This is a genomic window from Serratia sp. ASV30 (assembly GCF_016428815.1).
GTDB classification, from domain to species: Bacteria; Pseudomonadota; Gammaproteobacteria; order Enterobacterales; family Enterobacteriaceae; genus Chania; species Chania fonticola_C.
Genome location: NZ_JAELTL010000043.1, coordinates 1 through 24,382, shown reverse-complemented (window position 1 = coordinate 24,382; position 24,382 = coordinate 1). Strand labels below are relative to the sequence as shown.

Genomic DNA, 24,382 nt, shown 5'->3' with positions numbered 1-24,382 from the left:
TTGTTGGTGTTTACCGATTGCTGGCTGATGTGGCGGCATATCCCGAGACAATCAATGTAAGGACGTCTATGACCGCTCAGATCCTGCTCCATCCTTCACTTGCGCCGCTTGACGGTGGTATCAACTTCCGCGATTTAGGCGGCAACAGCGTGGCCGATGGCCGCCGTATCAAACGCGGGCTGCTGTTTCGTTCCGGTGCTCTGGATCGCTTGAGTGAAAACGACTGTCGCTACCTGGCTCAGATGCCAATGCGTTCGGTGCTGGATTACCGCGACTTCGACGAAGTGCAGGCCAAACCTGACGTGCTATGGTCGGGAGCCGACTATTACCACGTGCCGGCCAATCCGCTCAGCAGCGAAGTGAATGCCAACCTTGAAAAACTCACCGACGAAACGCTGGCCAAGTTTGATGCCCGGGCTTTTATGCTGGAGCTGTACCGCCGCCTGCCGTTCAATAACGCCGCCTATCGCCAACTGGCGCAGTTGCTGGCTCAGCCTGAAGGCGGTGCGATTGTGCAGCACTGTGCGGTAGGCAAAGACCGTACCGGAGTCGGTTCGGCGATGGTGTTGCTGGCTCTGGGGGCGGATGAAGCTACGGTAATGGAAGATTATCTGCTGACGGAAACCACGCTGGCGAGCTACCGTGAATATATGTTGGAGCAGATGTCTATCCGCCTGAACGACGCCTCGGTGGCGCAGTTTGCCTATGTGCTCAGCGCACGTGAAGAGTTCCTGGCGACCGCGTTGGGTTGCATTCATGAGCAATATGGCTCCACCAGCCGTTGGTTGGAGGCCGAATATGGGCTGGGGCAACGCCAGCTCGAGACGTTGCAGGCACTCTATCTGGAATAACGGCACCATGTTTAACCGGGGTTTAACCAGTGAGGGAGGGGACTGCGTATTCTTGAGGTCGGATCCGTTCTCAAAAGGAGCAGGCTATGAGCCTCAATGACGTCATTCACTGGGTAAGTGAAGTGGTACGCCAGCATGAAGCCTGGGCGATCCCGATTGTCTTCTTCCTGGCGTTTGGCGAGTCGTTGGCCTTCCTCTCGTTGTTGTTGCCTGCCACGGTTATTCTGCTGGGGTTGGGGGCGTTGATTGGCGAGAGCGGCATTGCCTTTTGGCCGCTCTGGGCTGCGGCCGCCGCCGGTGCCTTCTTTGGGGACTGGCTCTCCTATTGGGTCGGCTATCACTATCAGGGGCGCGTCGCTCATATGTGGCCGCTGTCACGCAATCCACAGCTGTTGGTGCGTGGCCATGCGTTTTTTGAGCGATGGGGCGTACTGGGCATTTTCTTTGGGCGCTTCTTCGGGCCGTTGCGCGCCGTGGTGCCGCTGGTGGGGGGCATCTGTGCCATGCCGCAAACCGCGTTCCAGATTGCCAATGTGGCCTCGGCAATGGTCTGGGCTTTCGGCATCCTGGCACCTGGCGCCTTTGGTATCAAATGGTTTACCCAGTGGATGGCATGAACCGGTGCCGTGCCAATTAGCCTCATATTTTAATTATTCAGCGTCACAGTGAGAATTCGATCACGAATTTATCCTTATCCGGTGCTTTTTAATTCCCTTATTTTTTTAACAGTGTTATTTTCCCAATAAGTGGATTGTTACTGTGAATAAACAGGCAAAACCCAAACCCGTTGACGAACCAATGTCATGGGTTTGGGTTTTTTTTCGCCCTTATTTTGGCAAATGATCTGCCGATGATTAAAAAAATTAACCTATAGACGTTATTTTGTTCACTAAGGAAAAAGTAATGAAAATTAAAACCTGGCTACTGGCCTCCGTAGTTGCCGTTTCCTCTGCTGCGGCTTTCAACGTAACTGCCGCGCAAAGCGATAGCGTCGATATCTATTTTGCTCGCCACGGTAAAACGCTGCTCAATACCTACGATCGCGTGCAGGGCTGGGCTGACTCACCACTGACACCGGCTGGGATCGAAACCGCGCGCTATCTGGGTGCCGGGTTGAAGGGGATCCCTTTCGATAGCTTCTACACCAGCGACGCTGGCCGCCAGCGTGAAACGATGCAGGTGATCCTCAAGGAAATGGGCAAGTCGGATGCCAAGGTCACGGAACTGACCGACCTGCGCGAAATGTTCTTCGGCGGTTTTGAAGGGCGCGCTAACGCAGAAATGGCCGACGCTGCTGCCAAGAAGCTGGGCCTGGCCTCTGGTGCCGAGATGTTCAAGCAAATGGGCGAAGGCAAGATCAGCCTGATCCCGATGGTGGATGCCATCACGCAAAGCGATGATAAGCAAGAGGCGGAAAGTGCGCTGCAGGTCAAAACCCGTATGCAACGAGCCTTGCATACCATGGTGCAGAATGCCGTAAAGAATGGGGATAAAAACATCCTGGCGGTCTCTTCCGGGCTCTCGATGCAGATGATGATTTCCGATATGACCGATAACCCGAACAAAAATAAGCCACTGACTAATGCGGCAGTCGTCAAGATGACTTATAAAGACGGGAAATATACCGTAACCGATATTGGCGATATGACTTATGTCGCTAAAGGGAAAGCGTTACTAAATAAAGCACCTTGATTATTACCCAATAAAAATAACGCACCCTTTTGGCTCAGGGATATTATCTGAGGCGATAGCATATCGCCTCGGCAGGGATTTTCTATACCTTTTTCGGGGATAACAATAATGAAACGTTCTGCTTTAAGCTGTCTGATCGCTATTTCGCTATTCTCCACCGCGGCCCAGGCCAGCGTTGATGACGTCCTGGATTCGTCCTTTTTCAGCGACAGCCACGCTGAACTGTCGCTGAAAAACTACTGGAAGTACCTCAAGGAAGATGCCGCCAACCCAAAAGAGGTGCACAACGCCTGGGGGCAAGGGCTGGCGCTGGGTTATCAGTCTGGCTATCTGGCGGACTTTATCGGCGTTAATCTCGATTACTACAGCGCGGTAAAGCTGGGTGCCAGCGATTACTTCAATACTCGTGGGGTGCTATATAACAACGGTCCCGGCAACAGCAAAGAGAATGCTGCTGGTTATAGCAAGGTGGGCCAACGCTATATCAAGCTGAAAGGCGACGTAGGTGGCGCGGCGCTGAATGCGCAGGCTGGCTGGCAGGTGTTGCGTAACTACGGCGTGATTTCCACCTCCACTCGCCTGTCGCCTACGACTTACCTGGGTTGGTCCGGTGGCGTATCCGGTGCCGGGCTCTCTTTGCGCGGCGCGTATGTTGAACGTTCTATGGATCGTAACTCCCCTGACAGCCTGCGTTTGCAGACCAACGATGGCCGCTATATCAACCATCTCGCCAGCGCTGAGTTGGGCTATGAGAATAAACAATTTAATGGGCAACTGGCCTATGGGGAATCTCAGGACTATTTACGCCGCCAGATCTTGCGGGTGGGGTACAAAGCCAATGAGAAACTCAGCCTGGGCAGCCAGATTTACACCACTCAGGCGCTGGATGACTATAAACAGATGGCGCTGAGCAAGCGCAACTTCGATCATAACGCCAACCACTATGCGCTGGATGCCAAATGGCAGGAACCGCTATGGAGCGTCAAGGTCGGCATCGCCCATACGCGAGCACCGAAGGGCGAAGGCCAGCTTGGTTTCTACCCGCGCCATATGTCCAAAAATTCACGCGGTACCTTTACCTCCATGGCCTATGCGGGTGAAGACTATATGCGCGATGGCGAAACCATGCTGGCCACCATGGCCGAATACCGCATCACGCCTGAGTTTACCGCCGGGCTGGCGGGCAACGTGGGCCAGTTTAGCTACCAAGGTGCCGCGGTGCGTACCGGTGAGATCAACGTCTTTGGCCGCTGGGCTCCCTCCCATCCCAAGCTGAAAAACCTGACGGTATTCGCCATGGCTGGGCCGGGTTGGTCTTATAAGAACAGCAATAAAACGCCGATACTGGCGGATGGGCATTCGCAGACCTCCCACTCGCTGTCCGGCGAGTTTATTGCCGAATATCGCTTCAAGCTGTTTTAACCTGCCTTATTAGCGCGGTACCGCCGTGGTTACCGCGCTCACTTCCACATAAAAACAGACTGGACATCCATACAGGCTCCCTTTAACGTGGCAGGCATCAGGCGTAAAACGCGCCGCAAGTGCATGTATGACAGGAGGCAGGGTGGATACCAGTTTGGTTTACGGTATTGGTGGCGTAGCGATAGGTTTACTGCTGGGGTGGCTGATCGCCAGCCTGCGTGCGCAGCAGCACGGTGCGCAACATGAAACCGACCTGCGTCTGCTGGAACAGTCTTTACAGCAGGCACAGCTTGAAACTGCCTCCCGCCAAGAGACGCTGCAACGCCACGAACAGCTGCTACGGCAAAACGATCTGGAACTGCGCACCCTGCACAGCCAACTGGCCGCCGGGCAGGAGAGGCTGCAACAGCTCAACCATTGGCGCAATGAATGTGAATTGCTGAATCAGGAGCTACGGGCGCAGCGTGAAGTCAACAGCGCTCAGGAAGCCGAACTGCGTGAGGTGACGATCCGCCTGGAAGAGACCCGGATGGCCGCAGAAGAGAAACAGCGGCTGTTGATCAGCAGTGAACAACGTTTGACCACCCAGTTTGAGAACCTGGCCAACCGCATTTTCGAAAACAGCGGCCGCAAGGTGGATGAGCAAAATAAGCAAAGCCTGGATCGCCTGTTGCTGCCGTTACGCGAGCAGTTGGACGGTTTCCGCCGCCAGGTGCAGGACAGCTTTGGCCAGGAAGCACGCGAACGCCATACATTGACGCACGAAATCCGTAATCTGCAACAGTTGAATGCGCAAATGGCTCGCGAGGCGCTCAATCTCACCAAGGCGCTAAAAGGCGATAACAAAACCCAGGGTAACTGGGGCGAGGTGGTGCTGAGCCGCGTGTTGGAAGCCTCTGGCCTGCGTGAAGGACATGAGTATGAGACGCAGGTTAATGTGCGGCTGGATAGCCAAAGCCGTATGCAGCCAGACGTGATCGTGCGTTTGCCACAGGGTAAAGACGTGGTGATCGACGCCAAAATGTCGCTGGTGGCCTATGAGCGTTATTTCAACAGTGAAGATGACTTCGAACGGGAAGCGGCGTTGACCGAGCATATCACTTCGCTGCGTGGGCACATTCGCGTGTTGGGCCGTAAGGATTATCAACAGCTGCCTGGCCTGCGTTCGCTGGATTATGTGCTGATGTTTATCCCGGTGGAACCGGCCTTCCTGTTGGCCATCGATCGTGAGCCGGAGCTGATTAGCGAGGCATTGCAACATAATATCATGCTGGTCAGCCCAACCACTTTGCTGGTGGCGCTGCGTACCATTACCAACCTGTGGCGCTATGAGCACCAGAGTCAGAACGCCCAGCGGATCGCCGATCGCGCCGCCCGCCTGTATGACAAGATGCGCCTGTTTGTTGACGATATGTCGGCCCTGGGGCAGAGCCTGGATAGGGCGCAGGGCAGTTATCACCAGGCGATGAATAAACTGAGCGAAGGCCGTGGTAATCTTATCGGCCGCATCGAGGGCTTCCGCGCGCTTGGGGTTGAGATTAAACGTCCCATCAACCCGCTTTTGGCGCAGCAGGCATCGGAACAACAGGATGATGAGTTGCTCTCTGAGCCAGACGAGGATATCGCCTCGCTGCCTGGGGAAGAGAACGACGGTAGTAACGAAGAACCGCATCGCGCATCGCACGGATGATACCGTTGCAAGGTGGGGTATTACGCGGCTTTCTGGTACACTCCACGACACTAAATTGACTGAATGGCAGGCAGGACAATGGCAGATCAAGCGCAGGAAACCACCGATTTTGGCTTTCGTACCGTAGCAAGAGACGAGAAGCAGGCCATGGTGGCCAACGTTTTTCACTCGGTAGCGGCAAAATATGACGTGATGAACGACCTGATGTCGTTTGGTATCCATCGTATCTGGAAGCGTTTTACCATCGATTGCAGCGGCGTACGCCGCGGCCAGCGTGTGCTGGATCTGGCCGGTGGTACTGGCGATCTGGCCGCCAAGTTCTCCCGCATGGTGGGCGAGCAGGGGCAGGTGGTGCTGGCGGATATCAACGATTCCATGCTCAAGATGGGGCGCGAAAAGCTGCGTGACCACGGTATCGTTGGCAATATCAGCTACGTGCAGGCCAACGCCGAAGCGCTGCCGTTCCCGGATAACTATTTTGACTGCATCACCATCTCCTTTGGCCTGCGCAACGTCACCGACAAAGACAAAGCACTGCGCTCGATGTTCCGCGTGCTGAAACCGGGTGGCCGCCTGCTGGTGCTGGAGTTTTCCAAGCCGCTGCTGGAGCCGCTGAGCAAGGCTTACGACGCCTATTCCTTCCACGTGCTGCCAAAAATTGGTGAGCTGGTGGTGAAAGATCCGGACAGCTACCGCTATCTGGCAGAGTCGATCCGCATGCACCCCGATCAGGAAACCCTGAAGGGGATGATGGCTGCGGCCGGCTTCGAGAACGTCAACTACTTCAACCTGACCGGCGGCATCGTGGCGCTGCACCGGGGCTTCAAGTTCTGATATGGAAATGCCGATGCTGCTAACCCCGTTACTGACCGGCGTGCTGGAAACCTCGCTTAATAGCCTGCTGTTTCGCGATCGTAGCATGAAAGCCGCCCGCCAACGGCTGGCGGGTAAAGTGTTACGTATCGAGCTACAGGAACTCTCTTCGCCGTTGGTACTGCTGTTCAGCGAACAGCGCGTGGATGTGTTTGGCCAATCAGAAGATAGCGCCGACTGTACGGTGCAAACCCGCGTGCCGGTGCTGCTGAAATTACGCGATCGCCAGCAACTTTCCCCGCTGATGCGTAGCGGTGAGCTGATTGTCGAAGGCGATATTCAGGTGGTGCAACAGCTGGTCGGTTTGCTCGATCTGGCAGAATGGGATCCGGCGGAATGGTTGGCACCTTATGTGGGTGACATCGCTGCGCAAGGGGTTAGTCAGATCGTAGGTAAAGGTTTAGGCCTGCTAAAATCCGGTTTGCAGAGCCAGCAACGCTACGTGGCCGAAACGCTGACCGAAGAGTGGCGTATGGCTCCCGGCCCGCTTGAAGTGGTGTGGTTTAACGAAGAGGTTGATGCCACCGTTCGCAGTGTGGACGCACTGATTGCTCGTCTGGACAAGTTGGAGGGTAAGCGATGACCCCTGGCGAAATTTGCCGCCTGTATTTGATCGTGCGCGTTTTCCTGAGCTATGGACTGGATGAACTGATCCCCAAGATGCGCTTGACGCTGCCGCTGCGCATTGGCCGCCGCCTGCTGTTCTGGATGCCTAACCGCCATAAAAACCAGCCGTTGGGCGAACGCCTGCGCCTGGCGCTGCAAGAGCTGGGCCCGGTGTGGATCAAGTTCGGCCAGATGATGTCGACCCGCCGCGATCTGTTCCCACCCCATATTGCCGACCAACTGACGCTGTTGCAGGACCGAGTGGCGCCGTTCGATGGTGCGCTGGCACGTAAGCATATCGAGTTGGCGATGGGCGGCCCGCTGGAAACCTGGTTCGATGACTTTGACCAGCAGGCGCTGGCGTCGGCTTCGATTGCCCAGGTGCATACCGCCCGGCTGAAAACGACTGGCCAAGAGGTGGTGCTGAAGGTGATCCGCCCGGACATAGGGCCGATTATCAAAGCCGATGTGCGCCTGATGTATCGCCTGGCAGGCTGGGTGCCCAAGCTGATGCCGGACGGTCGCCGTCTGCGTCCGCGCGAAGTGGTGCGTGAATATGAGAAAACCCTGCTCGATGAGCTGAACCTGCTGCGTGAAGCGGCCAACGCCATCCAGCTGCGCCGTAATTTTGACGGTAGCCCGATGCTCTACGTGCCAGAGGTTTACTCCGATTACTGCCGTGAGAGCGTGCTGGTGATGGAGCGGATTTACGGCATCCCGGTATCGGATATTGCGGCTCTGGAACAGCAGAACACCAATATGAAACTGCTGGCCGAGCGTGGCGTCCAGGTATTCTTTACCCAGGTGTTCCGCGACAGCTTCTTCCATGCCGACATGCACCCAGGCAATATTTTCGTCAGCTATGAGCACCCGGAAGATCCGTGTTATATCGGCATCGACTGCGGTATCGTGGGTTCCCTGAACAAAGACGACAAGCGCTATCTGGCGGAAAACTTTATCGCCTTCTTCAACCGCGACTACCGTAAGGTGGCGGAGCTGCACGTTGATTCTGGCTGGGTACCGCGTGATACCAACGTGGAAGATTTCGAGTTTGCCATCCGTACCGTCTGTGAGCCGATCTTTGAAAAACCGCTGGCGGAAATTTCGTTCGGCAACGTACTCTTGAACCTGTTCAATACCGCACGCCGTTTCAATATGGAAGTGCAGCCGCAACTGGTATTACTGCAAAAGACGCTGCTGTACGTTGAGGGCCTTGGCCGTCAGCTCTATCCGCAACTGGATCTGTGGACCACGGCAAAGCCGTTCCTGGAAAGCTGGCTGCGGGATCAGGTAGGCATTCCGGCGGTGATCCGCGCGCTGAAAGAAAAAGCGCCGTTCTGGGCCGAGAAACTGCCTGAGTTACCGGAACTGTTTTATGACAGCCTGCAACAGCACAAACTGTTGCAACAAAGCGTCGATAAATTGACCGGTCAGATGCAGGCGCAACGCGTTCGGCAAGGTCAATCACGGTATTTGTTTGGGGTTGGCGCTACACTGTTAGTCAGTGGTACGATTTTACTGCTGGGAGGCGTGGAGGTGTTTCCTGCCTGGATGATGGCCGCAGGCGTAGTGGCCTGGGTCGTCGGTTGGAAACGCACCGTCTGAATAAATTAACCATCAGGTTAAGCGTTGTCGCTGTAGCCCTGCAAAAACGGGGCATATCCAACACAAAGATGAAGGGTATATAATGCGGCAACTTGAAAATTACCCTTTTAATCTCTAGAGGTAACTGTAATGGGCGGTATTAGTATTTGGCAATTGTTGATCATCGCGGTGATCGTGGTGCTACTGTTTGGTACCAACAAACTGCGTACGCTGGGCTCCGATCTGGGTGCATCAATCAAGGGCTTCAAAAAAGCCATTGGCGACGACAACAGTGCTGCACCAACCAACACCACTGAAAAAACCAACCACGATGCTGACTTTGCGGCCAAGCCTATCACCGATAAGCAGCCGGAAGTGAAAGCAGCGGAAGAGTCGAAGAACAAAGAGCAGGTATAAACCGTGTTTGACATTGGGTTTGGTGAACTGCTGCTGGTACTGGTGATTGGCCTGGTGGTACTTGGGCCAGAACGGTTACCAGTGGCGGTCAGAACCGTTGCGGGCTGGATCCGAGCGCTGCGCTCTCTGGCAGCTTCGGTGCAGAATGAGCTGACGCAGGAATTGAAGCTGCAAGAACTGCAGGAAAGCCTGAAGAAGGCGGAGAAAGCGGGCTTGCAGAATTTAACGCCGGAACTCAAAGCTTCAATGGATGAGCTGAAAGAGGCGGCTGAGTCGCTGAAACGTTCTTATCACGTCGATAAGGACGAGCCACCGCATACCATCCACAATCCAGTGGTCACCGATCCTGAAGCCATCCACGACGGCGTGACTCCGGCGGAAGCGGCGACTACCGCTTCGGCACCTGTTGCCACACCGCAGCCCACTGAACCTGCACCAGCCGTGCAAAGCGAGCCGGTGGTGCCCTCCGTGGCTCAGGCAACGGTCGTGGATCAGCAAATCCCTGCAAAGCAGGCCATCCCAGAGCCTGTGGCGGATAAATCCCCTGCGTCTCAACAACCTAGTGGCGAACGTTAAAACATGGCCGTTGAAGATACCCAACCGCTTATCAGTCATCTGATTGAACTGCGTAAGCGGCTGTTAAATTCGATCATCAGCGTGCTGGCGATCTTTATCGTGTTGGTGTTTTTCGCTAACGATATTTATCAGATCGTTTCTGCACCGCTGATCGAGCAGTTGCCTGCCGGGGCGAGCATGATCGCCACCGACGTGGCTTCACCGTTCTTTGCTCCGATCAAGTTGACGATGATGGTTTCGGTGATCGTTGCCGCGCCTTTCATTCTCTATCAGGTCTGGGCCTTTATCGCTCCTGCGTTGTACCAGCATGAACGCCGCCTGATGATGCCGTTGCTGGTTTCCAGCAGCCTGTTGTTCTATCTGGGGATGGCGTTTGCCTACTTTGTTGTGTTCCCGTTGGCCTTTGGCTTTTTTGCCAAAACTGCACCCATCGGCGTCACGATTGCGACCGATATCAGCAACTACCTGAGTTTTGTCATGGCGCTGTTTATGGCGTTCGGCGTGGCTTTTGAAGTGCCGGTTGCCATTATTCTGCTGTGCTGGAGCGGTGTCACTACGCCAGAAGACCTGCGTAAGAAACGCCCGTATGTGTTGGTCGGTGCTTTCGTGGTCGGTATGCTGTTGACGCCGCCGGACGTGTTCTCGCAAACCCTGTTGGCGATCCCGATGTACCTGCTGTTTGAGGTTGGCGTGTTCTTCGCCCGCTTCTATGTAGGGAAGCGGCGCAAGCCGGTAGAGGAAGAAGAGGAAGGCGAAGAGCCACCAGCCTCCTGATACTCGTCTGTCCCTAAGCCGCCCATCGGGCGGCTTTTGCTTTGGAAAAAACCATGTTTGATATTGGCGTCAACCTTACCAGCTCCCAATTTGCCAAAGATGCCACACAGGTGGTTGAGCGAGCCAAAACCGCCGGCGTGACGGGGATGCTGATCACCGGCACCAACGCACAGCAAAGCGAGGCGGCCAGCGAACTGGCCCGTGCGCATAGAGGCTATTGCTGGTCTACGGCGGGCGTGCATCCGCATGATGCCAGTAGTTGGAACGATGAGGTTGCGCAGCATATTCACCAGTTGGCATCGCAGCCCTTCGTGGCCGCCATTGGCGAGTGTGGGCTGGATTTTAACCGTAATTTTTCCACCCCGGTACAGCAGGAACTGGCTTTCAACGCTCAACTGGCATTGGCCGCCGAGCTCAATATGCCGGTCTTCCTGCATTGCCGGGACGCACACGCACGTTTTGTTGCACTGCTGACTCCCTGGTTGGATAAACTGCCCGCCGCAGTTGTGCATTGCTTCACCGGCAGCGCCGAAGAGTTACAGGACTGTCTGGCGCTGGGGTTGTCGATCGGTATCACCGGTTGGGTTTGTGATGAGCGCCGGGGTCTGGAACTGCGTGCCTTGTTACCCCAAATCCCGGCCGATCGTCTGCTGCTTGAAACCGATGCCCCCTATTTGTTGCCCCGGGATTTACACCCGAAACCTGCATCTCGCCGCAACGAACCCTGTTTTCTGCCCCATATCATTCGGCAGGTTGCAACCTGGCGCGAAGAAGATCCCGCGTGGCTGGGCCAGAAAACTGATGAGAACGCTCGCCGGTTATTCCGGCTGGTCTGAGTTAGGAGAAAATTATGAGCTATGCATTTCCGGGCACCTTCCCTGGTCGCCGTATGCGCCGTGTGCGCCGTCATGACTTCAGCCGCCGTTTGGTCGCCGAGAATCAGGTAACGGTCAATGACCTGATCTACCCGGTGTTTGTCATGGAAGGTAGCAACCGTCAGGAAGCCGTTTCCTCGATGCCTGGCGTATCGCGCATGAGCATCGATCTGCTGATCAAAGAGGCGGAAGCCATTGCCAAACTCGGCGTACCGGTGATCTCTCTGTTCCCGGTGATTGAGCCTGGCCTGAAGTCGCTGCATGCTGAGGAAGCCTACAACCCGGATGGTTTGGTGCAGCGCACCGTGCGTGCGCTGAAAGATGCCGTGCCGGAGCTGGGGATCCTGACCGATGTGGCGCTCGACCCGTATACGACCCATGGGCAGGACGGGGTGATCGACGAGCATGGCTACGTGATCAACGATATCAGCAAAGAAATTCTGGTTCGCCAGGCGCTATCTCATGCTGAAGCCGGTGCCGAAATCGTGGCTCCCAGCGATATGATGGATGGCCGCATTGGCGCGATCCGCGATCAACTGGAGCTGCAAGGCCTGGTTAATACCCAGATCATGGCGTATTCCGCCAAATATGCCTCATGCTATTACGGCCCGTTCCGTGATGCGCTCGGCTCCACCGGTAACCTGAAAGGCGGCAACAAGAAAACCTATCAGATGGATCCGGCCAACGGCGACGAAGCCCTGCAAGAGATTGCTCAGGATCTGCAGGAAGGCGCGGATATGGTGATGGTGAAACCGGGGATGCCATATCTGGACGTGGTGCGCCGTGTCAAAGATACCTTCGGGGTGCCGACCTTCGCCTATCAGGTATCGGGCGAATATGCGATGCATATGGCGGCGATCCAGAACGGCTGGCTGCAGGAGCAACCGGCGGTGATGGAATCCTTGCTGTGCTTTAAGCGTGCCGGGGCTGATGGTGTGCTGACCTACTTCGCCAAGCGTGTTGCCCAGTGGCTGCATGATGATGCGATGCGCCGTTAATCGGTAGCAGACAAAACAGGCACCCATGGGTGCCTGTTTGCATTAAAGTTTCTGGAACTGCCGGTTATCGATGCTCTGATTAATCTGCTTGTTGATCAGATTCAGCAGCAGCATCGAGCGGGCTTCACCGTCGGGTTCGGTGTAGATCGCATGTAGGCCCTCAAACACGCCATCGGTGATCAGCACCTTATCGCCCGGTTGCGGGGTCTCTGGATCTACATAGTATTCTTCGCTATGTGTCTGGAGTTCTTCGATAACCTGTAAAGGTATCTGGGTCGGTAAGGCTCCAAATCGCACAAAGTGGCTGACACCACGGGTTGCGCTGATCGTGGTGGTGTGAATACGTTCCGGATCGAATTCAACAAACAGGTAGTTGGGAAACAGCGGTTCGCTAACGGCGGTACGTTTGCCACGCACGATTTTCTCCAACGTAATAATTGGGCTCAGGCAGTTGACGGCTTGCCTTACCAGGTGTTCCTGGGCCCGTAAGAGCTGGCCGCGCTTACAATAAAGTAAATACCAAGATTCCATAGTTTCACATGCCTTTCTGTCAGCCGTTAAGCATACCAAAAGCCACTACGGATACCTAGTGACGCAAGCGTTCATCTTGTTGCCATGATTTGCGGCAATCCACGGTAGCCGGCATAAAGTCACACATTTTTTTGCCTGGTTCAGGTATAACCATAGATTCAAAATTTGTGACTGTCACAATATTGGTGGGTACGTCTGACACTCAACGTGACGTCTTTATTATTCTTGCACTGAGGGAGAGACATGGAGCTATTTTTGCTAAGTAACGGCAAGCTTTCCGGCGAGGCCGAACTGCTCGGTTATGCCAAGAGCCAGCTGTTGGCCATGATTGAACGCCGTAACATCACGTCAGCCGTATTTATTCCTTATGCCATGATCCGCGGTGATTACGACCAGCGTGCGGGTGAACTGTCGCAGACGTTGGGTATCAAGGTCACCAGCATCCATCATGCCGAGTCTCCGGCAGAAGCGATCGCGCAGGCCGAGTGTATTTTGGTCAGCGGCGGCAATACCTGGATGCTGAACCAGATGCTGCATGAAAATGGCCTGATTGTGCCAATCCAGCGTGCGGTGCGTGAGCGTGAAGTACCCTATGTGGGGTGGAGCGCTGGCTGCAACGTGGCGACGCCGAGCATCCGTACCACCAATGATATGCCGGTGCGCAACAGCGTCGTGTTGCCTGCGCTGGGGCTGTTCCCGCTACAGATCAACCCACACTATATTGATGCCCATATCAGCGGCCACATGGGTGAAACCCGTGATGAGCGCCTGGCAGAGTTCTGTGCAGTTAATCCGAGCGAGTCGGTTGTCGCACTGCGTGAAGGCAGCCTGCTGCACGTCTGCGGCAACGATCTGCGCTACTTCAGCGCCAGGGAGCAGGGCTTCAAGGTGTTCCGCCACGGGGTAGAGATACAGGAGTATCAGGACACTTTGGTATTGCGCTCTCTGGTGCCGTTCATCTGCCATTGTTAAACCGAAGGGGCGCAGCATGCGGCGCCCCTACAGATTCAGCATTGTGATGACAACTCAAACCAGTAGCGCTAATGTGGGCAGATTGGCTAGAATTTGTTAATCTATCCCTTTGCTGTGAAACGCCTTAAAATCAGCCAGTTAATTAAACGTCGAGCCACCTTGAGATTTTCAGGGTTCATCGTTTAAATCTTCTATAAATCAATGGTGTAATGGCTTGCATGAAATACCGTGACCTACGCGATTTCCTCTCGTTGCTGGAAAAGAGAGGGGAACTAAAACGCATCAGCCAGCCGATTGATCCCTATCTGGAAATGACAGAAATTGCCGATCGTACGCTGCGAGCGGGCGGCCCGGCGTTGCTGTTCGAAAACCCGAAAGGCTACGATATGCCGGTGCTCTGTAACCTGTTCGGCACGCCCAAGCGGGTGGCGATGGGGATGGGGCAGGAAGACGTCAGTGCGCTGCGCGAAGTGGGCAAGCTGTTGGCGTTCCTCAAAGAGCCAGAGCCACCGAAGGGCTTTCGCGATCTGTTCGACAAGGTCCCCAAGTTCAAACAAGTGCTGAATATGCCGACCAAGGTGCTGGGCTCTGCCCCGTGCCAGGAACAGGTGTGGCAAGGGGAAGATGTCGATCTCGGCCGTATCCCGGTGATGCACTGCTGGCCGGAAGATGCCGCCCCGCTGGTCACCTGGGGGCTGACGGTTACCCGTGGTCCTCACAAAGAGCGCCAGAATCTGGGGATCTATCGCCAGCAGGTGTTGGGCAAGAACAAGCTGATTATGCGCTGGCTCTCGCACCGTGGCGGCGCGCTGGATTATCAGGAGTGGTGTCAGGAACATCCTGGTGAACGTTTCCCGGTCGCCGTTGCGCTGGGGGCCGATCCTGCCACCATTTTGGGCGCGGTGACACCGGTGCCGGATAACTTGTCTGAATATGCCTTTGCCGGGCTGTTGCGCGGCAACAAGACTGAAGTGGTAAAATGTCTGTCCTGCGATCTCGAAGTTCCTGCCAGTGCGGAAATCGTGCTGGAAGGCTATATCGAGCAAGGGGAACTGGCGCCGGAAGGCCCGTATGGCGATCACACCGGTTACTATAACGAGATCGATCATTTCCCCGTCTTTACCGTGACCCATATTACCCAGCGTCGCAACGCGATTTATCACTCGACCTATACCGGCCGCCCGCCGGATGAACCTGCGGTGATGGGAGTGGCGCTGAACGAAGTGTTTGTGCCGATCCTGCAAAAACAGTTTCCAGAAATCGTCGATTTCTACCTGCCGCCGGAAGGGTGTTCCTATCGCCTGGCGGTGGTGACCATCAAAAAACAGTACGCAGGACACGCCAAACGCGTAATGATGGGGGTCTGGTCTTTCCTGCGCCAATTTATGTATACCAAGTTTGTCATCGTTTGCGATGACGACGTGAATGCGCGTGACTGGAATGATGTGATTTGGGCGATAACCACCCGAATGGATCCGGCAAGGGATACCGTTTTAGTGGAGAATACGCCGATTGATTATCTGGACTTCGCCTCGCCGATTTCCGGGTTGGGATCGAAAATGGGCCTGGATGCCACCAATAAATGGCCGGGAGAAACCCAACGAGAGTGGGGCCGTCCGATCAAGATGGATGAGAAGGTGCGTGCGCGCATCGATGACATCTGGGATGAGCTCGCCATATTCAGTGACCGAGAACCGACGCTTTAGCGCCAGTGATGACCCGACAGAGGAACGCATGACAATCCTGAGCTGTAAAGTGACCTCCGTAGAGGCCATTACCGATACCGTTTATCGGGTACGTTTGGTGCCAGAGGCACCGTTTTCGTTCAAAGCAGGTCAATACCTGATGGTAGTGATGGATGAGCGTGATAAACGCCCGTTCTCTGTGGCCTCGACGCCAGCACAGCAAGATTATATCGAGCTGCATATTGGTGCTTCTGAACTGAACCTGTATGCCATGGCGGTGATGGATCGGGTGCTGAAAGAGCAGGCCATCACCGTGGATATTCCGCATGGTGAAGCCTGGCTGCGTGAAGAGGGCGAGCGCCCGCTGGTGTTGATTGCCGGTGGTACCGGGTTCTCTTACGCGCGCTCGATTTTACTGACCGCGCTGGAACAGCAACCCAATCGCGATATCTCTATCTACTGGGGTGGGCGTGAGCTGAAGCATCTGTATGATCTCAACGAACTGGAAGCGATTTCACTGCAATACCCAAATCTGAAGGTTATTCCGGTTGTTGAACAGCCGGAAGACGACTGGCGTGGCCGCAGTGGTACGGTGCTGAGCGCCGTGTTGCAGGATTTTGGCTCGCTGGCGGAGCATGATATCTATATCGCAGGTCGTTTCGAGATGGCGAAAATTGCCCGTGAGCGTTTCTGCGCCGAGCGTGGCGCGCTGGAAGCGCACATGTTTGGCGATGCTTTCGCGTTCATCTGATTGTACGTGCAGCAGTAAAGACGGGGTGGCCAGGTGCCGCCCCGTTTTTATTGGTGCCGAATTCCAGGCATAAAAAAACCCGCCCCTGACAGGCGGGAAGTACGGCAACAAAACCTTTGGGATGCCCTTTTGGGACATCCAATCAGACACAGCTAAACGCGTTCAAATACCGTGGCGATCCCCTGGCCCAGGCCGATACACATGGTGGCCAGACCAAACTGCACGTCACGGCGTTCCATATTATTCAGCAGGGTGGTAGAGATGCGGGAGCCGGAGCAGCCTAATGGGTGGCCCAGGGCAATCGCACCGCCGTTAAGGTTGATCTTGTCGTCCATGCTTTCCAGCAGCCCCAGATCTTTAATGCAGGGCAGCGACTGGGCGGCAAAAGCCTCATTCAATTCAAACAGATCGATATCCTGTACGCTCAGACCGGCGCGTTTAAGCGCGAGTATGCTGGCAGGCACCGGACCATAGCCCATGATCGAAGGATCGCATCCCACCACCGCCATTGAGCGGATGCGGGCACGCGCCTTCAGGCCGAGTGCCTTGGCGCGGGATTCGCTCATGATCAACATGGCGGAAGCGCCGTCAGACAGTGCGGAAGAGGTGCCTGCGGTGACGGTGCCGTTGACCGGGTCAAACGCCGGGCGCAATGCTGCCAGGCTGGCAACGGTGGTTTCCGGGCGGATCACTTCATCATAATCGTAACGCGTCAGTACGCCGTCGGCGTCATGGCCAGTGGTGGGGATAATTTCGTTTTTGAAATAGCCAGCCAACGTAGCGGCATGGGCTCGTTGGTGGGAGCGGGCTGCAAATTCATCCTGCATTTCGCGGCTGATATTATGCATTTTGGCCAGCATTTCTGCGGTCAGGCCCATCATTCCGGCCGCTTTTGCCACGGTGCGGCTCAGGCCAGGATGGAAGTCTACGCCGTGGTTCATCGGGACGTGGCCCATATGTTCCACTCCGCCGATCAGGCTGACCTGAGCGTCACCTACCATGATTGCGCGGGCTGCGTCGTGCAAGGCCTGCATGGAAGAACCACACAGGCGGTTTACCGTTACCGCTGGCACGCTATGTGGGATCTCAGCCAACAGTGCGGCGTTACGGGCGATGTTGAAGCCTTGTTCCAGCGTCTGCTGCACGCAGCCCCAGTAAATGTCATCAATCTCAGCGGCATTCAGCGCCGGGTTACGGCTCAACACGGCACGCATCAGATGTGCGGAAAGATCTTCCGCACGTACCTGGCGGAAAGCGCCGCCTTTTGAGCGGCCCATTGGCGTACGTACGGCATCAACAATAACTACGTTTTCCATCTTTATAACCTCATGCCGGTTGGCCAGTGGAGATATCAGACAGCGCTGCTGTCGCCACCGGGTAGTAGCTTTCATTACGTTCCGCCTTGGCACGCAGACCGGCTGGCACCTGATACAGTGCCCCCAGGTTAGCGTAACGCTGGGCCATCTCGACGTAATTGGCGGTGCCGAGCGTATCCAGATAGCGGAATGCGCCACCGTGGAACGGCGGGAAGCCGATGCCGTAAACCAATGCCATATCCGCTTCTGCCGGGCTGGCCACAATGCCTTCTTCCAGGCAGCGTACCACTTCGTTGATCATCGGGATCATCATGCGAGCGATGATCTCTTCACTGCTGAAGGTCTGGGCCGACGCGCTCACGGTTGCCAGCAGAGTGTCGGTTTGCTCGTCGTTATCTTTACGCGGCTTGCCTTTGCTATCCTGGCTGTAGCGGTAGAAGCCCAGCTGGTTTTTCTGGCCGAAGCGTTGGTTATCGAACATCACGTCGATCGCATCGCGGTAATTTTTACTCATGCGTTCAGGGAAACCGTTGGCCATCACCGCCTGGGCGTGGTGCGCGGTATCAATACCGACCACATCCAACAGATACGCCGGGCCCATCGGCCAGCCGAACTGTTTCTCCATCACTTTGTCGATCTGACGGAAGTCGGCGCCGTCGCGCAGCAACTGACTAAACCCGGCAAAATACGGGAACAGCACTCGGTTAACGAAGAACCCAGGGCAATCATTGACCACGATCGGCGTTTTGCCCATGCGGGTGGCGTAGGCCACCACGGCGGCGATAGTGCTGTCGCTGGTGTGTTCACCGCGGATTATCTCAACCAGCGGCATGCGGTGCACCGGGTTGAAGAAATGCATACCGCAGAAGTTTTGCGGGCGCTTCAACGATTTTGCCAGGTGATTGATCGGGATGGTTGAGGTGTTGGAGGCCAGTACGGTATCTTCGCCGATCAGGGCTTCCACTTCAGACAACACCGCCGCTTTTACCTTAGGATTTTCAACTACGGCCTCAACAATCAGTTGGGCGCGTTCGATACCGGCATAGTCCAGCGTTGGCTGGATGGTTGACAGCACCTGTGCCATCTTCAGGCCATCCAACTTGCCGCGCTCCAGCTGTTTATTCAGCAGCTTGGCCGCTTCATTCATGCCGAGAGCCAGGGATTTGTCGCTGATGTCCTTCATGATCACCGGCACACCTTTCAGCGCGGATTGGTAGGCGATACCGCCCCCCATAATTCCTGCACCCAGCACGGCAGCCTGTTTCGGAGCTTCAACGTTTCTGGCCAGTTTTTTCGCCTGGCCTTTCACAAACTGATCGTTGAGGAAAATGCCCACCAGGGCGCGCGCTTCGTTAGAGCGGGCCAAAGGCACAAAGCTGGCGGTTTCCAGTTTCAACGCTTCGTCACGGCCAAGCCTGGCGGCGGCTTCGATGGTTTTTACTGCGGTCATCGGCGCAGGATAATGAATACCTGCGGTTTGCATCACCATGCCTTTGGCCGTGGTGAAACTCATTGCCGCTTCGATTGGGCTTAGCTTCAGCGGCTCCAGCTTTGGCTGACGGTAACCACGCCAGTCGAGTTGGCCGTCGATCGCCTGTTGCAGCACTTTCAGCGCGGCTTCCACCAGCTTCTCCGGTGCGACCACGGCATCGACCAGGCCGACTTTCAGTGCGTCTTTTGCACCGATATCTTTCCCGGCGGCAATGATTTCCAGCGCGCTGTCGTTACCGAGCAGGCGTGGCAGACGTACTGAACCCCCGAATCCTGGCATGATGCCCAGTTTGGTTTCCGGCAGGCCGATGCGTGCGTCTGGAGAGGCGATACGGAAATCGGTCGCCAGGATACATTCGCAGCCGCCGCCTAACGCGTATCCGTTAATGGCGGAAATGGTTGGCACCGGTAAATCTTCCAGCCGGTTAAAGATGGTATTGGCAAACACCAGCCATTCATGCAGCTTTTCGGCCGGTGCGGCAAACAGCGAGAGGAACTCGGTGATGTCGGCACCCACGATGAATGCGGATTTGGCAGAGCGCAGCAGCAGCCCTTTCAACTCGGTTTGCTGTTCCAGCACCTCGAGTGCGGCACCCAGGCTGGCAACGGTGCTGGTATCCAGCTTGTTGATCGGGCCTGGTGCGTTGAACACCAACTCGGCGATGCCGTTGTCGAGCCAGTGTACTTGTAATGTTTCGCCTTGGTAGAGCATGTCGATCTCCTGAATCAGCGCAGATGATCTGGTATGACCAGATGATGAGGAGTGTGGTTTTTATGTTAATAAATTGCAAATAATAGATTGCATATTTGCAAACCGGATCACAGGGGAAATGGCTAATTGATTGATACCAAATCAAGTTATTTTTCACCCTTGGGCGCGAAACTTTGGCGCGTAGCGGCCATATCGCCCAGGGATGTAATCTGTTTGCAGCGGTTTGCGAAGCACACCTCATGCAAGAGGAGATGGGGTTGGAGCGTGGGATCAGTGTGTTAAGATGGCTCATTCCGTTCTGAGGGCATAAGGGTACTGTGATGGAAACGCTGGCTTCTTTGTATAACGACCACCTGGCAACACTGCAACAACGAGCTCGTGAAGTATTAGAGCGCAACAATCTGGATGCATTGCTAATCCATTCAGGCGAGCTGCAACGGGTCTTTCTGGACGACCACAGCTACCCGTTTAAAGTGAACGCCAACTTCAAGGCGTGGGTGCCGGTAACGTCGGTGCCGAACTGCTGGTTGTGGGTGGACGGCGTTAACAAACCAAAGCTGTGGTTCTATTCCCCGGTGGATTACTGGCATAGCGTTGAACCGCTACCCAACAGCTTCTGGACCAAATCCATTGAACTGTTGCCGCTGACCAATGCCGATGATATCGCCAGCCAACTGCCACAGCAGCGTGAGCGTGTAGGCTATATTGGCTATGCACAACAGCGGGCCCTCTCTCTTGGCATTGCGGCCGAGCACATCAACCCGCAAGCGGTGTTGAATTTCCTCGATTTCCGCCGCTCGATCAAAACCGGCTATGAGCTGGCCTGCATGCGCGAAGCGCAGAAAACGGCCGTGATGGGGCACCGTGCCGCTCATGAAGCCTTCCAGTCCGGTATGAGCGAGTTCGATATCAACCTGGCCTATCTGACCGCCACTGGCCATCGTGATACGGACGTGCCTTACGATAATATCGTGGCCCTGAATGAGCATGCGGCGGTGCTGCATTACACCAAGCTGGATCATCAACCTCCGGACGAATCCCGCAGCTTCCTGATCGATGCGGGGGCAGAATATAACGGCTACGCTGCCGACCTGACTCGCACCTATGCGGCTCAGAGCGACAATGCATTCGCCCATCTGGTGAAAGATCTCAACAGTGAACAGCTTGCGCTGATAGATACCATGAAAGCCGGGGTGCGCTACACGGATTACCATGTACAGATGCATCAACGCATCGCCAAACTGTTGAAAAATCATAAGCTGGTAACGGGCATCAGCGAAGAGGCGATGGTCGAACAAGGCATCACCTGTCCGTTCCTGCCGCACGGCTTAGGCCACCCGCTTGGTTTGCAGGTACATGATGCCGCCGGGTTTATGCAGGATGAAAATGGTACTCATCTGGCAGCACCTGCAAAATATCCCTTCCTGCGCTGCACCCGTGTCATGCAACCAGGCATGGTGCTGACCATTGAGCCGGGCCTGTATTTCATTGAGTCCCTGTTGGCTCCTTGGCGTAGTGGCGAGTTCAGTAAACACTTTGCCTGGGATCGTATCGATGCGTTGAAACCTTACGGCGGTATCCGCATTGAGGACAATATCGTGATCCACGAAAAGCGTATTGAGAATATGACGCGCGATCTGAACCTGGCCTGATGCAGCCTTACCCCATTCCTGGCGCTGTCATCAGCGTCAGTGAAGAGATAAAGAAAAGCCGTTTCATCACCCTGCTGGCACCCACCTGTGGGGTCGAGGCGGCCAAAGCCTTTATCCAGCAGATTCGTGACGAGCATCCAACGGCCCGGCACCATTGCTGGGCTTTTGTTGCTGGTGCACCGAATGATTCGCAGCAGTTGGGGTTCTCCGATGACGGTGAACCCTCCGGCACTGCGGGCAAGCCCATCCTGAGCCAGCTAATGGGCAGTGGGATCGGTGAAATAACCGCAGTGGTAGTTCGCTACTATGGCGGGATCAAACTGGGTACCGGTGGTCTGGTGCGGGCTTACGGTAGCGGCGTACAACAGGCGCTCAAGCAGCTGGTTGTCAGCTATAAAGTCCCGCAGCTCGAATATACTTTGCAGTGCGACTATGCTCAGCTGGCAATGGTAGAAAATTTGCTACAGCTTAGTGAAGGGCGGATTGTGCATGGGGATTACGGTGCTGCCGTGGTGTTACATCTGGCGCTACCGGCCACGGGTACTGAGGCATTCGGGAATAAATTACGCGATCTCAGCCGTGGAAGTTTGCAATTAGTCCCTATATCGCAATAATTCCCACCAACTGAATTGTTAAGGATCGTGCTGAAATGCATTTTCGCGCCATAACCCGTATTGTGGGCCTGCTGGTTATCCTGTTTTCCGGGACAATGTTTATTCCTGGCCTGGTGGCATTGATATACCGCGACGGAGCGGGGCGGGCATTCAGCCAGACCTTCTTTGTAGCCGTGACCATTGGCTTGATGCTGTGGTGGCCAAACCGTAAGCAAAAGCACGAATTAAAGCCGCGTGAAGGCTTCCTGATTGTGGTGTTGTTCTGGACCGTACTGGGCAGCGTGGGGGCATTACCTTTCCTGTTTTCCGAGCGGCCCAATCTTTCCCTGACAGACGCCTTTTTCGAATCCTTCTCGGGTTTAACCACCACCGGTGCCACCACCCTGGTAGGGTTAGACTCCTTGCCTAAAGCCATCTTATTCTACCGCCAGATGCTGCAATGGATGGGGGGGATGGGGATCATCGTGCTGGCTGTCGCCATACTGCCTATCCTCGGCGTCGGGGGCATGCAGCTATACCGGGCAGAAATGCCGGGTCCGTTGAAAGATAACAAAATGCGTCCGCGTATTGCCGAAACGGCTAAAACCCTATGGCTGATCTATGTGCTGCTGACGGTGGCCTGTGCGTTGGCGTTATGGGGCGCCGGCATGTCGGTGTTCGACGCTATCGGCCATAGCTTCTCAACTATCGCTATTGGAGGTTTCTCAACGCATGATGCCAGCGTGGGTTACTTCGCCAGCCCGACCATCAACACCATTATCGCGGTGTTCCTGCTGATCTCCGGTTGTAACTACGGCCTTCACTTTGCCTTGCTCAGCGGACGCAGTTTGAAAGTGTACTGGCGCGATCCGGAGTTTCGCATGTTTATCGCCGTACAGTTCACGCTGGTGGCGGTGTGTACAGTGGTTCTGTGGTGGCACGGTATATATAAAAGCGGCCTGGAAACGCTCAATCAGGCGTTCTTCCAAGTGGTGTCGATGGCCACCACCGCAGGGTTTACCACCGACAGCATCGCCAAATGGCCACTGTTCCTGCCAATGCTCCTGCTCTGCTCTGCCTTTATCGGTGGCTGCGCGGGTTCAACGGGTGGTGGCTTGAAAGTGATTCGCATCCTGCTGCTGTATCTGCAAGGGTCGCGTGAGTTGAAGCGACTGGTGCACCCAAATGCGGTTTACACCATCAAATTAGGCAACCGCGCGTTGCCGGAGCGTATTCTTGAAGCGGTGTGGGGATTCTTCTCCGCCTATGCATTGGTATTTATCGTCAGCATGCTGGCCATTATCGCCACCGGCGTGGACGAATTCTCGGCCTTTGCCGCGGTAACGGCTACGCTGAATAACCTGGGGCCTGGCCTCGGCGTTGTCGCCGATAACTTTACCACCATGCCGCCACCGGCAAAGTGGGTACTGGTGTTGACCATGCTGTTTGGCCGTTTGGAAGTGTTTACGCTGCTGGTTCTCTTCACACCGACTTTCTGGCGTGAGTAAATGTATCTACGAGGAGTAACGCCATGAAGGCACTGATTCTCTATTCGAGCCGTGACGGACAAACGCATTCTATTGCTGCTTATATAGCTAACCAGTTGCAGGATACCCTGAACTGCGACGTTATCGATCTGCAGCAGGCAGAGCATATCGAGCTTGAGCAGTACCAACAGGTACTTATAGGGGCGTCGATACGTTACGGGCATTTCAATACGGCATTACACCGATTTGTGAAGCGCCACGCTGATCAGCTGAATCAGATGCCTAGCGCGTTTTTCGCGGTTAACCTGACGGCACGCAAACCGGAAAAGCGTTCGCCGCAAACCAACGCCTACACCCGCAAGTTCTTATTGTCATCACCTTGGCAGCCAAAGCAGTGCGCCGTGTTCGCTGGCGCGCTGCGTTATCCGCGTTATCGCTGGTTCGATCGCGTCATGATCCGCTTTATCATGAAAATGACCGGCGGAGAGACGGATACCAGTAAAGAAGTGGAATATACAGATTGGCAGCAGGTGGACCGTTTTTCCCAGGAATTCAGCCGCATCCAGTACGAAAAGTGATAGAAATGCTGCCTTGTGCAGCGTTTTGCCGAAAAAAGCCGCGCTTGAAAAGTTTTTTGAATTTAGGGGTTGCGCCCTTCTGAGAACTCCCTATAATGCGCCTCCACTGACCGGGAACAACGACGAACAAGTCGCCCAGCCAGGAAGAAGCAACCCGGTGAAAACACCGCGTCTCGTAAGAGAAAAAGGTTGACTCTTCAGCGGGAAAGCGTAATATGCACCTCCCGCGTTACCGAGAAACATTCCGGTAACGAAC

Annotated in this window: 23 protein-coding genes; 20 read left to right on the top strand and 3 right to left on the bottom strand. The window is 55.2% G+C overall.

Features of this window, described 5'->3' with window-relative positions; translation table 11 throughout:
- Positions 1-68: 68 nt before the first annotated feature.
- The 13 genes from JHD74_RS18030 to hemB all read left to right on the top strand — a co-directional run bounded on the left by JHD74_RS18030 (position 69) and on the right by hemB (position 12,358).
- Positions 69-851 (top strand): tyrosine-protein phosphatase, encoded by a 783-nt coding sequence (locus JHD74_RS18030; RefSeq protein WP_024531114.1) that lies wholly within the window; start codon positions 69-71, stop codon positions 849-851.
- Positions 852-937: 86 nt separating this feature from the next.
- Complete coding sequence (locus tag JHD74_RS18025) at positions 938-1,468, top strand: DedA family protein (RefSeq protein ID WP_199063212.1); 531 nt, start codon at positions 938-940, stop codon at positions 1,466-1,468.
- A 292-nt stretch (positions 1,469-1,760) separates the two neighbouring features.
- Positions 1,761-2,543 (top strand): histidine phosphatase family protein, encoded by a 783-nt coding sequence (locus tag JHD74_RS18020; protein WP_248006653.1) that lies wholly within the window; start codon positions 1,761-1,763, stop codon positions 2,541-2,543.
- A gap of 108 nt (positions 2,544-2,651) precedes the next feature.
- A complete protein-coding gene (locus JHD74_RS18015; RefSeq protein ID WP_199063211.1) occupies positions 2,652-3,965 on the top strand; it encodes an OprD family outer membrane porin in 1,314 nt (437 codons plus the stop codon).
- Between the two features lie 142 nt (positions 3,966-4,107).
- Entirely contained in the window at positions 4,108-5,655 is a 1,548-nt protein-coding gene (gene rmuC / locus JHD74_RS18010; protein ID WP_199063210.1) for a DNA recombination protein RmuC, read from the top strand.
- Between the two features lie 78 nt (positions 5,656-5,733).
- The gene (gene ubiE, locus JHD74_RS18005; RefSeq protein WP_021181470.1) at positions 5,734-6,489 is read left to right on the top strand and encodes a bifunctional demethylmenaquinone methyltransferase/2-methoxy-6-polyprenyl-1,4-benzoquinol methylase UbiE; all 756 of its coding nucleotides are present in this window, start codon (positions 5,734-5,736) and stop codon (positions 6,487-6,489) included.
- 13 nt (positions 6,490-6,502) lie between these two features.
- Positions 6,503-7,111 (top strand): SCP2 domain-containing protein, encoded by a 609-nt coding sequence (locus tag JHD74_RS18000; protein ID WP_199063209.1) that lies wholly within the window; start codon positions 6,503-6,505, stop codon positions 7,109-7,111.
- A complete protein-coding gene (ubiB, locus tag JHD74_RS17995; RefSeq protein ID WP_024485463.1) occupies positions 7,108-8,739 on the top strand; it encodes a ubiquinone biosynthesis regulatory protein kinase UbiB in 1,632 nt (543 codons plus the stop codon). Before JHD74_RS18000 ends, ubiB begins: the two co-directional genes overlap by 4 nt.
- A 129-nt stretch (positions 8,740-8,868) precedes the next feature.
- Positions 8,869-9,135, top strand: a complete 267-nt coding sequence (gene tatA, locus JHD74_RS17990; RefSeq protein WP_024485464.1) for a Sec-independent protein translocase subunit TatA — start codon at positions 8,869-8,871, stop codon at positions 9,133-9,135.
- A gap of 3 nt (positions 9,136-9,138) precedes the next feature.
- The gene (gene tatB / locus JHD74_RS17985; protein WP_074032118.1) at positions 9,139-9,711 is read left to right on the top strand and encodes a Sec-independent protein translocase protein TatB; all 573 of its coding nucleotides are present in this window, start codon (positions 9,139-9,141) and stop codon (positions 9,709-9,711) included.
- Positions 9,712-9,714: 3 nt separating this feature from the next.
- Positions 9,715-10,485 carry a Sec-independent protein translocase subunit TatC gene (tatC, locus tag JHD74_RS17980; protein WP_024531107.1) on the top strand — a complete coding sequence of 257 codons (771 nt, stop codon included), beginning with the start codon at positions 9,715-9,717 and terminating at the stop codon, positions 10,483-10,485.
- A gap of 53 nt (positions 10,486-10,538) precedes the next feature.
- Positions 10,539-11,321, top strand: coding sequence for a 3'-5' ssDNA/RNA exonuclease TatD (gene tatD, locus JHD74_RS17975; RefSeq protein WP_074032119.1), 783 nt, complete (start codon positions 10,539-10,541; stop codon positions 11,319-11,321).
- A gap of 14 nt (positions 11,322-11,335) precedes the next feature.
- Complete coding sequence (gene hemB, locus JHD74_RS17970; RefSeq protein WP_021181463.1) at positions 11,336-12,358, top strand: porphobilinogen synthase; 1,023 nt, start codon at positions 11,336-11,338, stop codon at positions 12,356-12,358.
- Positions 12,359-12,400: 42 nt separating this feature from the next.
- Here the strand turns inward: hemB and rfaH are convergent, their stop codons facing one another.
- Positions 12,401-12,889 (bottom strand): transcription/translation regulatory transformer protein RfaH, encoded by a 489-nt coding sequence (gene rfaH, locus JHD74_RS17965; protein ID WP_074032120.1) that lies wholly within the window; start codon positions 12,887-12,889, stop codon positions 12,401-12,403.
- A gap of 243 nt (positions 12,890-13,132) precedes the next feature.
- Between rfaH and pepE the strand changes: the two genes are divergently transcribed.
- From pepE to fre, 3 genes are all read left to right on the top strand, one after another.
- Positions 13,133-13,861, top strand: a complete 729-nt coding sequence (gene pepE / locus JHD74_RS17960; RefSeq protein WP_199063208.1) for a dipeptidase PepE — start codon at positions 13,133-13,135, stop codon at positions 13,859-13,861.
- A 209-nt stretch (positions 13,862-14,070) separates the two neighbouring features.
- Positions 14,071-15,567, top strand: a complete 1,497-nt coding sequence (gene ubiD, locus JHD74_RS17955) for a 4-hydroxy-3-polyprenylbenzoate decarboxylase (RefSeq protein WP_024531103.1) — start codon at positions 14,071-14,073, stop codon at positions 15,565-15,567.
- A 28-nt stretch (positions 15,568-15,595) separates the two neighbouring features.
- Positions 15,596-16,297 carry an NAD(P)H-flavin reductase gene (gene fre, locus JHD74_RS17950; RefSeq protein ID WP_024531102.1) on the top strand — a complete coding sequence of 234 codons (702 nt, stop codon included), beginning with the start codon at positions 15,596-15,598 and terminating at the stop codon, positions 16,295-16,297.
- Between the two features lie 152 nt (positions 16,298-16,449).
- Here the strand turns inward: fre and fadA are convergent, their stop codons facing one another.
- Both fadA and fadB read right to left on the bottom strand, forming a co-directional pair.
- Positions 16,450-17,613, bottom strand: coding sequence for an acetyl-CoA C-acyltransferase FadA (gene fadA, locus JHD74_RS17945; protein ID WP_199063207.1), 1,164 nt, complete (start codon positions 17,611-17,613; stop codon positions 16,450-16,452).
- Positions 17,614-17,623: 10 nt separating this feature from the next.
- Positions 17,624-19,816, bottom strand: a complete 2,193-nt coding sequence (gene fadB, locus JHD74_RS17940) for a fatty acid oxidation complex subunit alpha FadB (RefSeq protein ID WP_074032122.1) — start codon at positions 19,814-19,816, stop codon at positions 17,624-17,626.
- Between the two features lie 320 nt (positions 19,817-20,136).
- Between fadB and pepQ the strand changes: the two genes are divergently transcribed.
- Genes pepQ through hemG form a run of 4 tightly spaced genes read left to right on the top strand, consistent with a single transcriptional unit; the run spans position 20,137 to position 24,126 of the window.
- Positions 20,137-21,468: a Xaa-Pro dipeptidase gene (gene pepQ / locus JHD74_RS17935; RefSeq protein WP_199063206.1), complete on the top strand. Its 1,332-nt coding sequence runs from the start codon at positions 20,137-20,139 to the stop codon at positions 21,466-21,468.
- Positions 21,468-22,082 carry an IMPACT family protein gene (locus JHD74_RS17930; RefSeq protein ID WP_024531098.1) on the top strand — a complete coding sequence of 205 codons (615 nt, stop codon included), beginning with the start codon at positions 21,468-21,470 and terminating at the stop codon, positions 22,080-22,082. The genes pepQ and JHD74_RS17930 overlap by 1 nt, the downstream gene beginning before the upstream one ends.
- Positions 22,083-22,117: 35 nt before the next feature.
- Entirely contained in the window at positions 22,118-23,569 is a 1,452-nt protein-coding gene (gene trkH / locus JHD74_RS17925) for a Trk system potassium transporter TrkH (protein WP_024531097.1), read from the top strand.
- 23 nt (positions 23,570-23,592) lie between these two features.
- The gene (hemG, locus tag JHD74_RS17920; protein ID WP_199063205.1) at positions 23,593-24,126 is read left to right on the top strand and encodes a menaquinone-dependent protoporphyrinogen IX dehydrogenase; all 534 of its coding nucleotides are present in this window, start codon (positions 23,593-23,595) and stop codon (positions 24,124-24,126) included.
- The last annotated feature ends 256 nt before the right edge of the window (positions 24,127-24,382 follow it).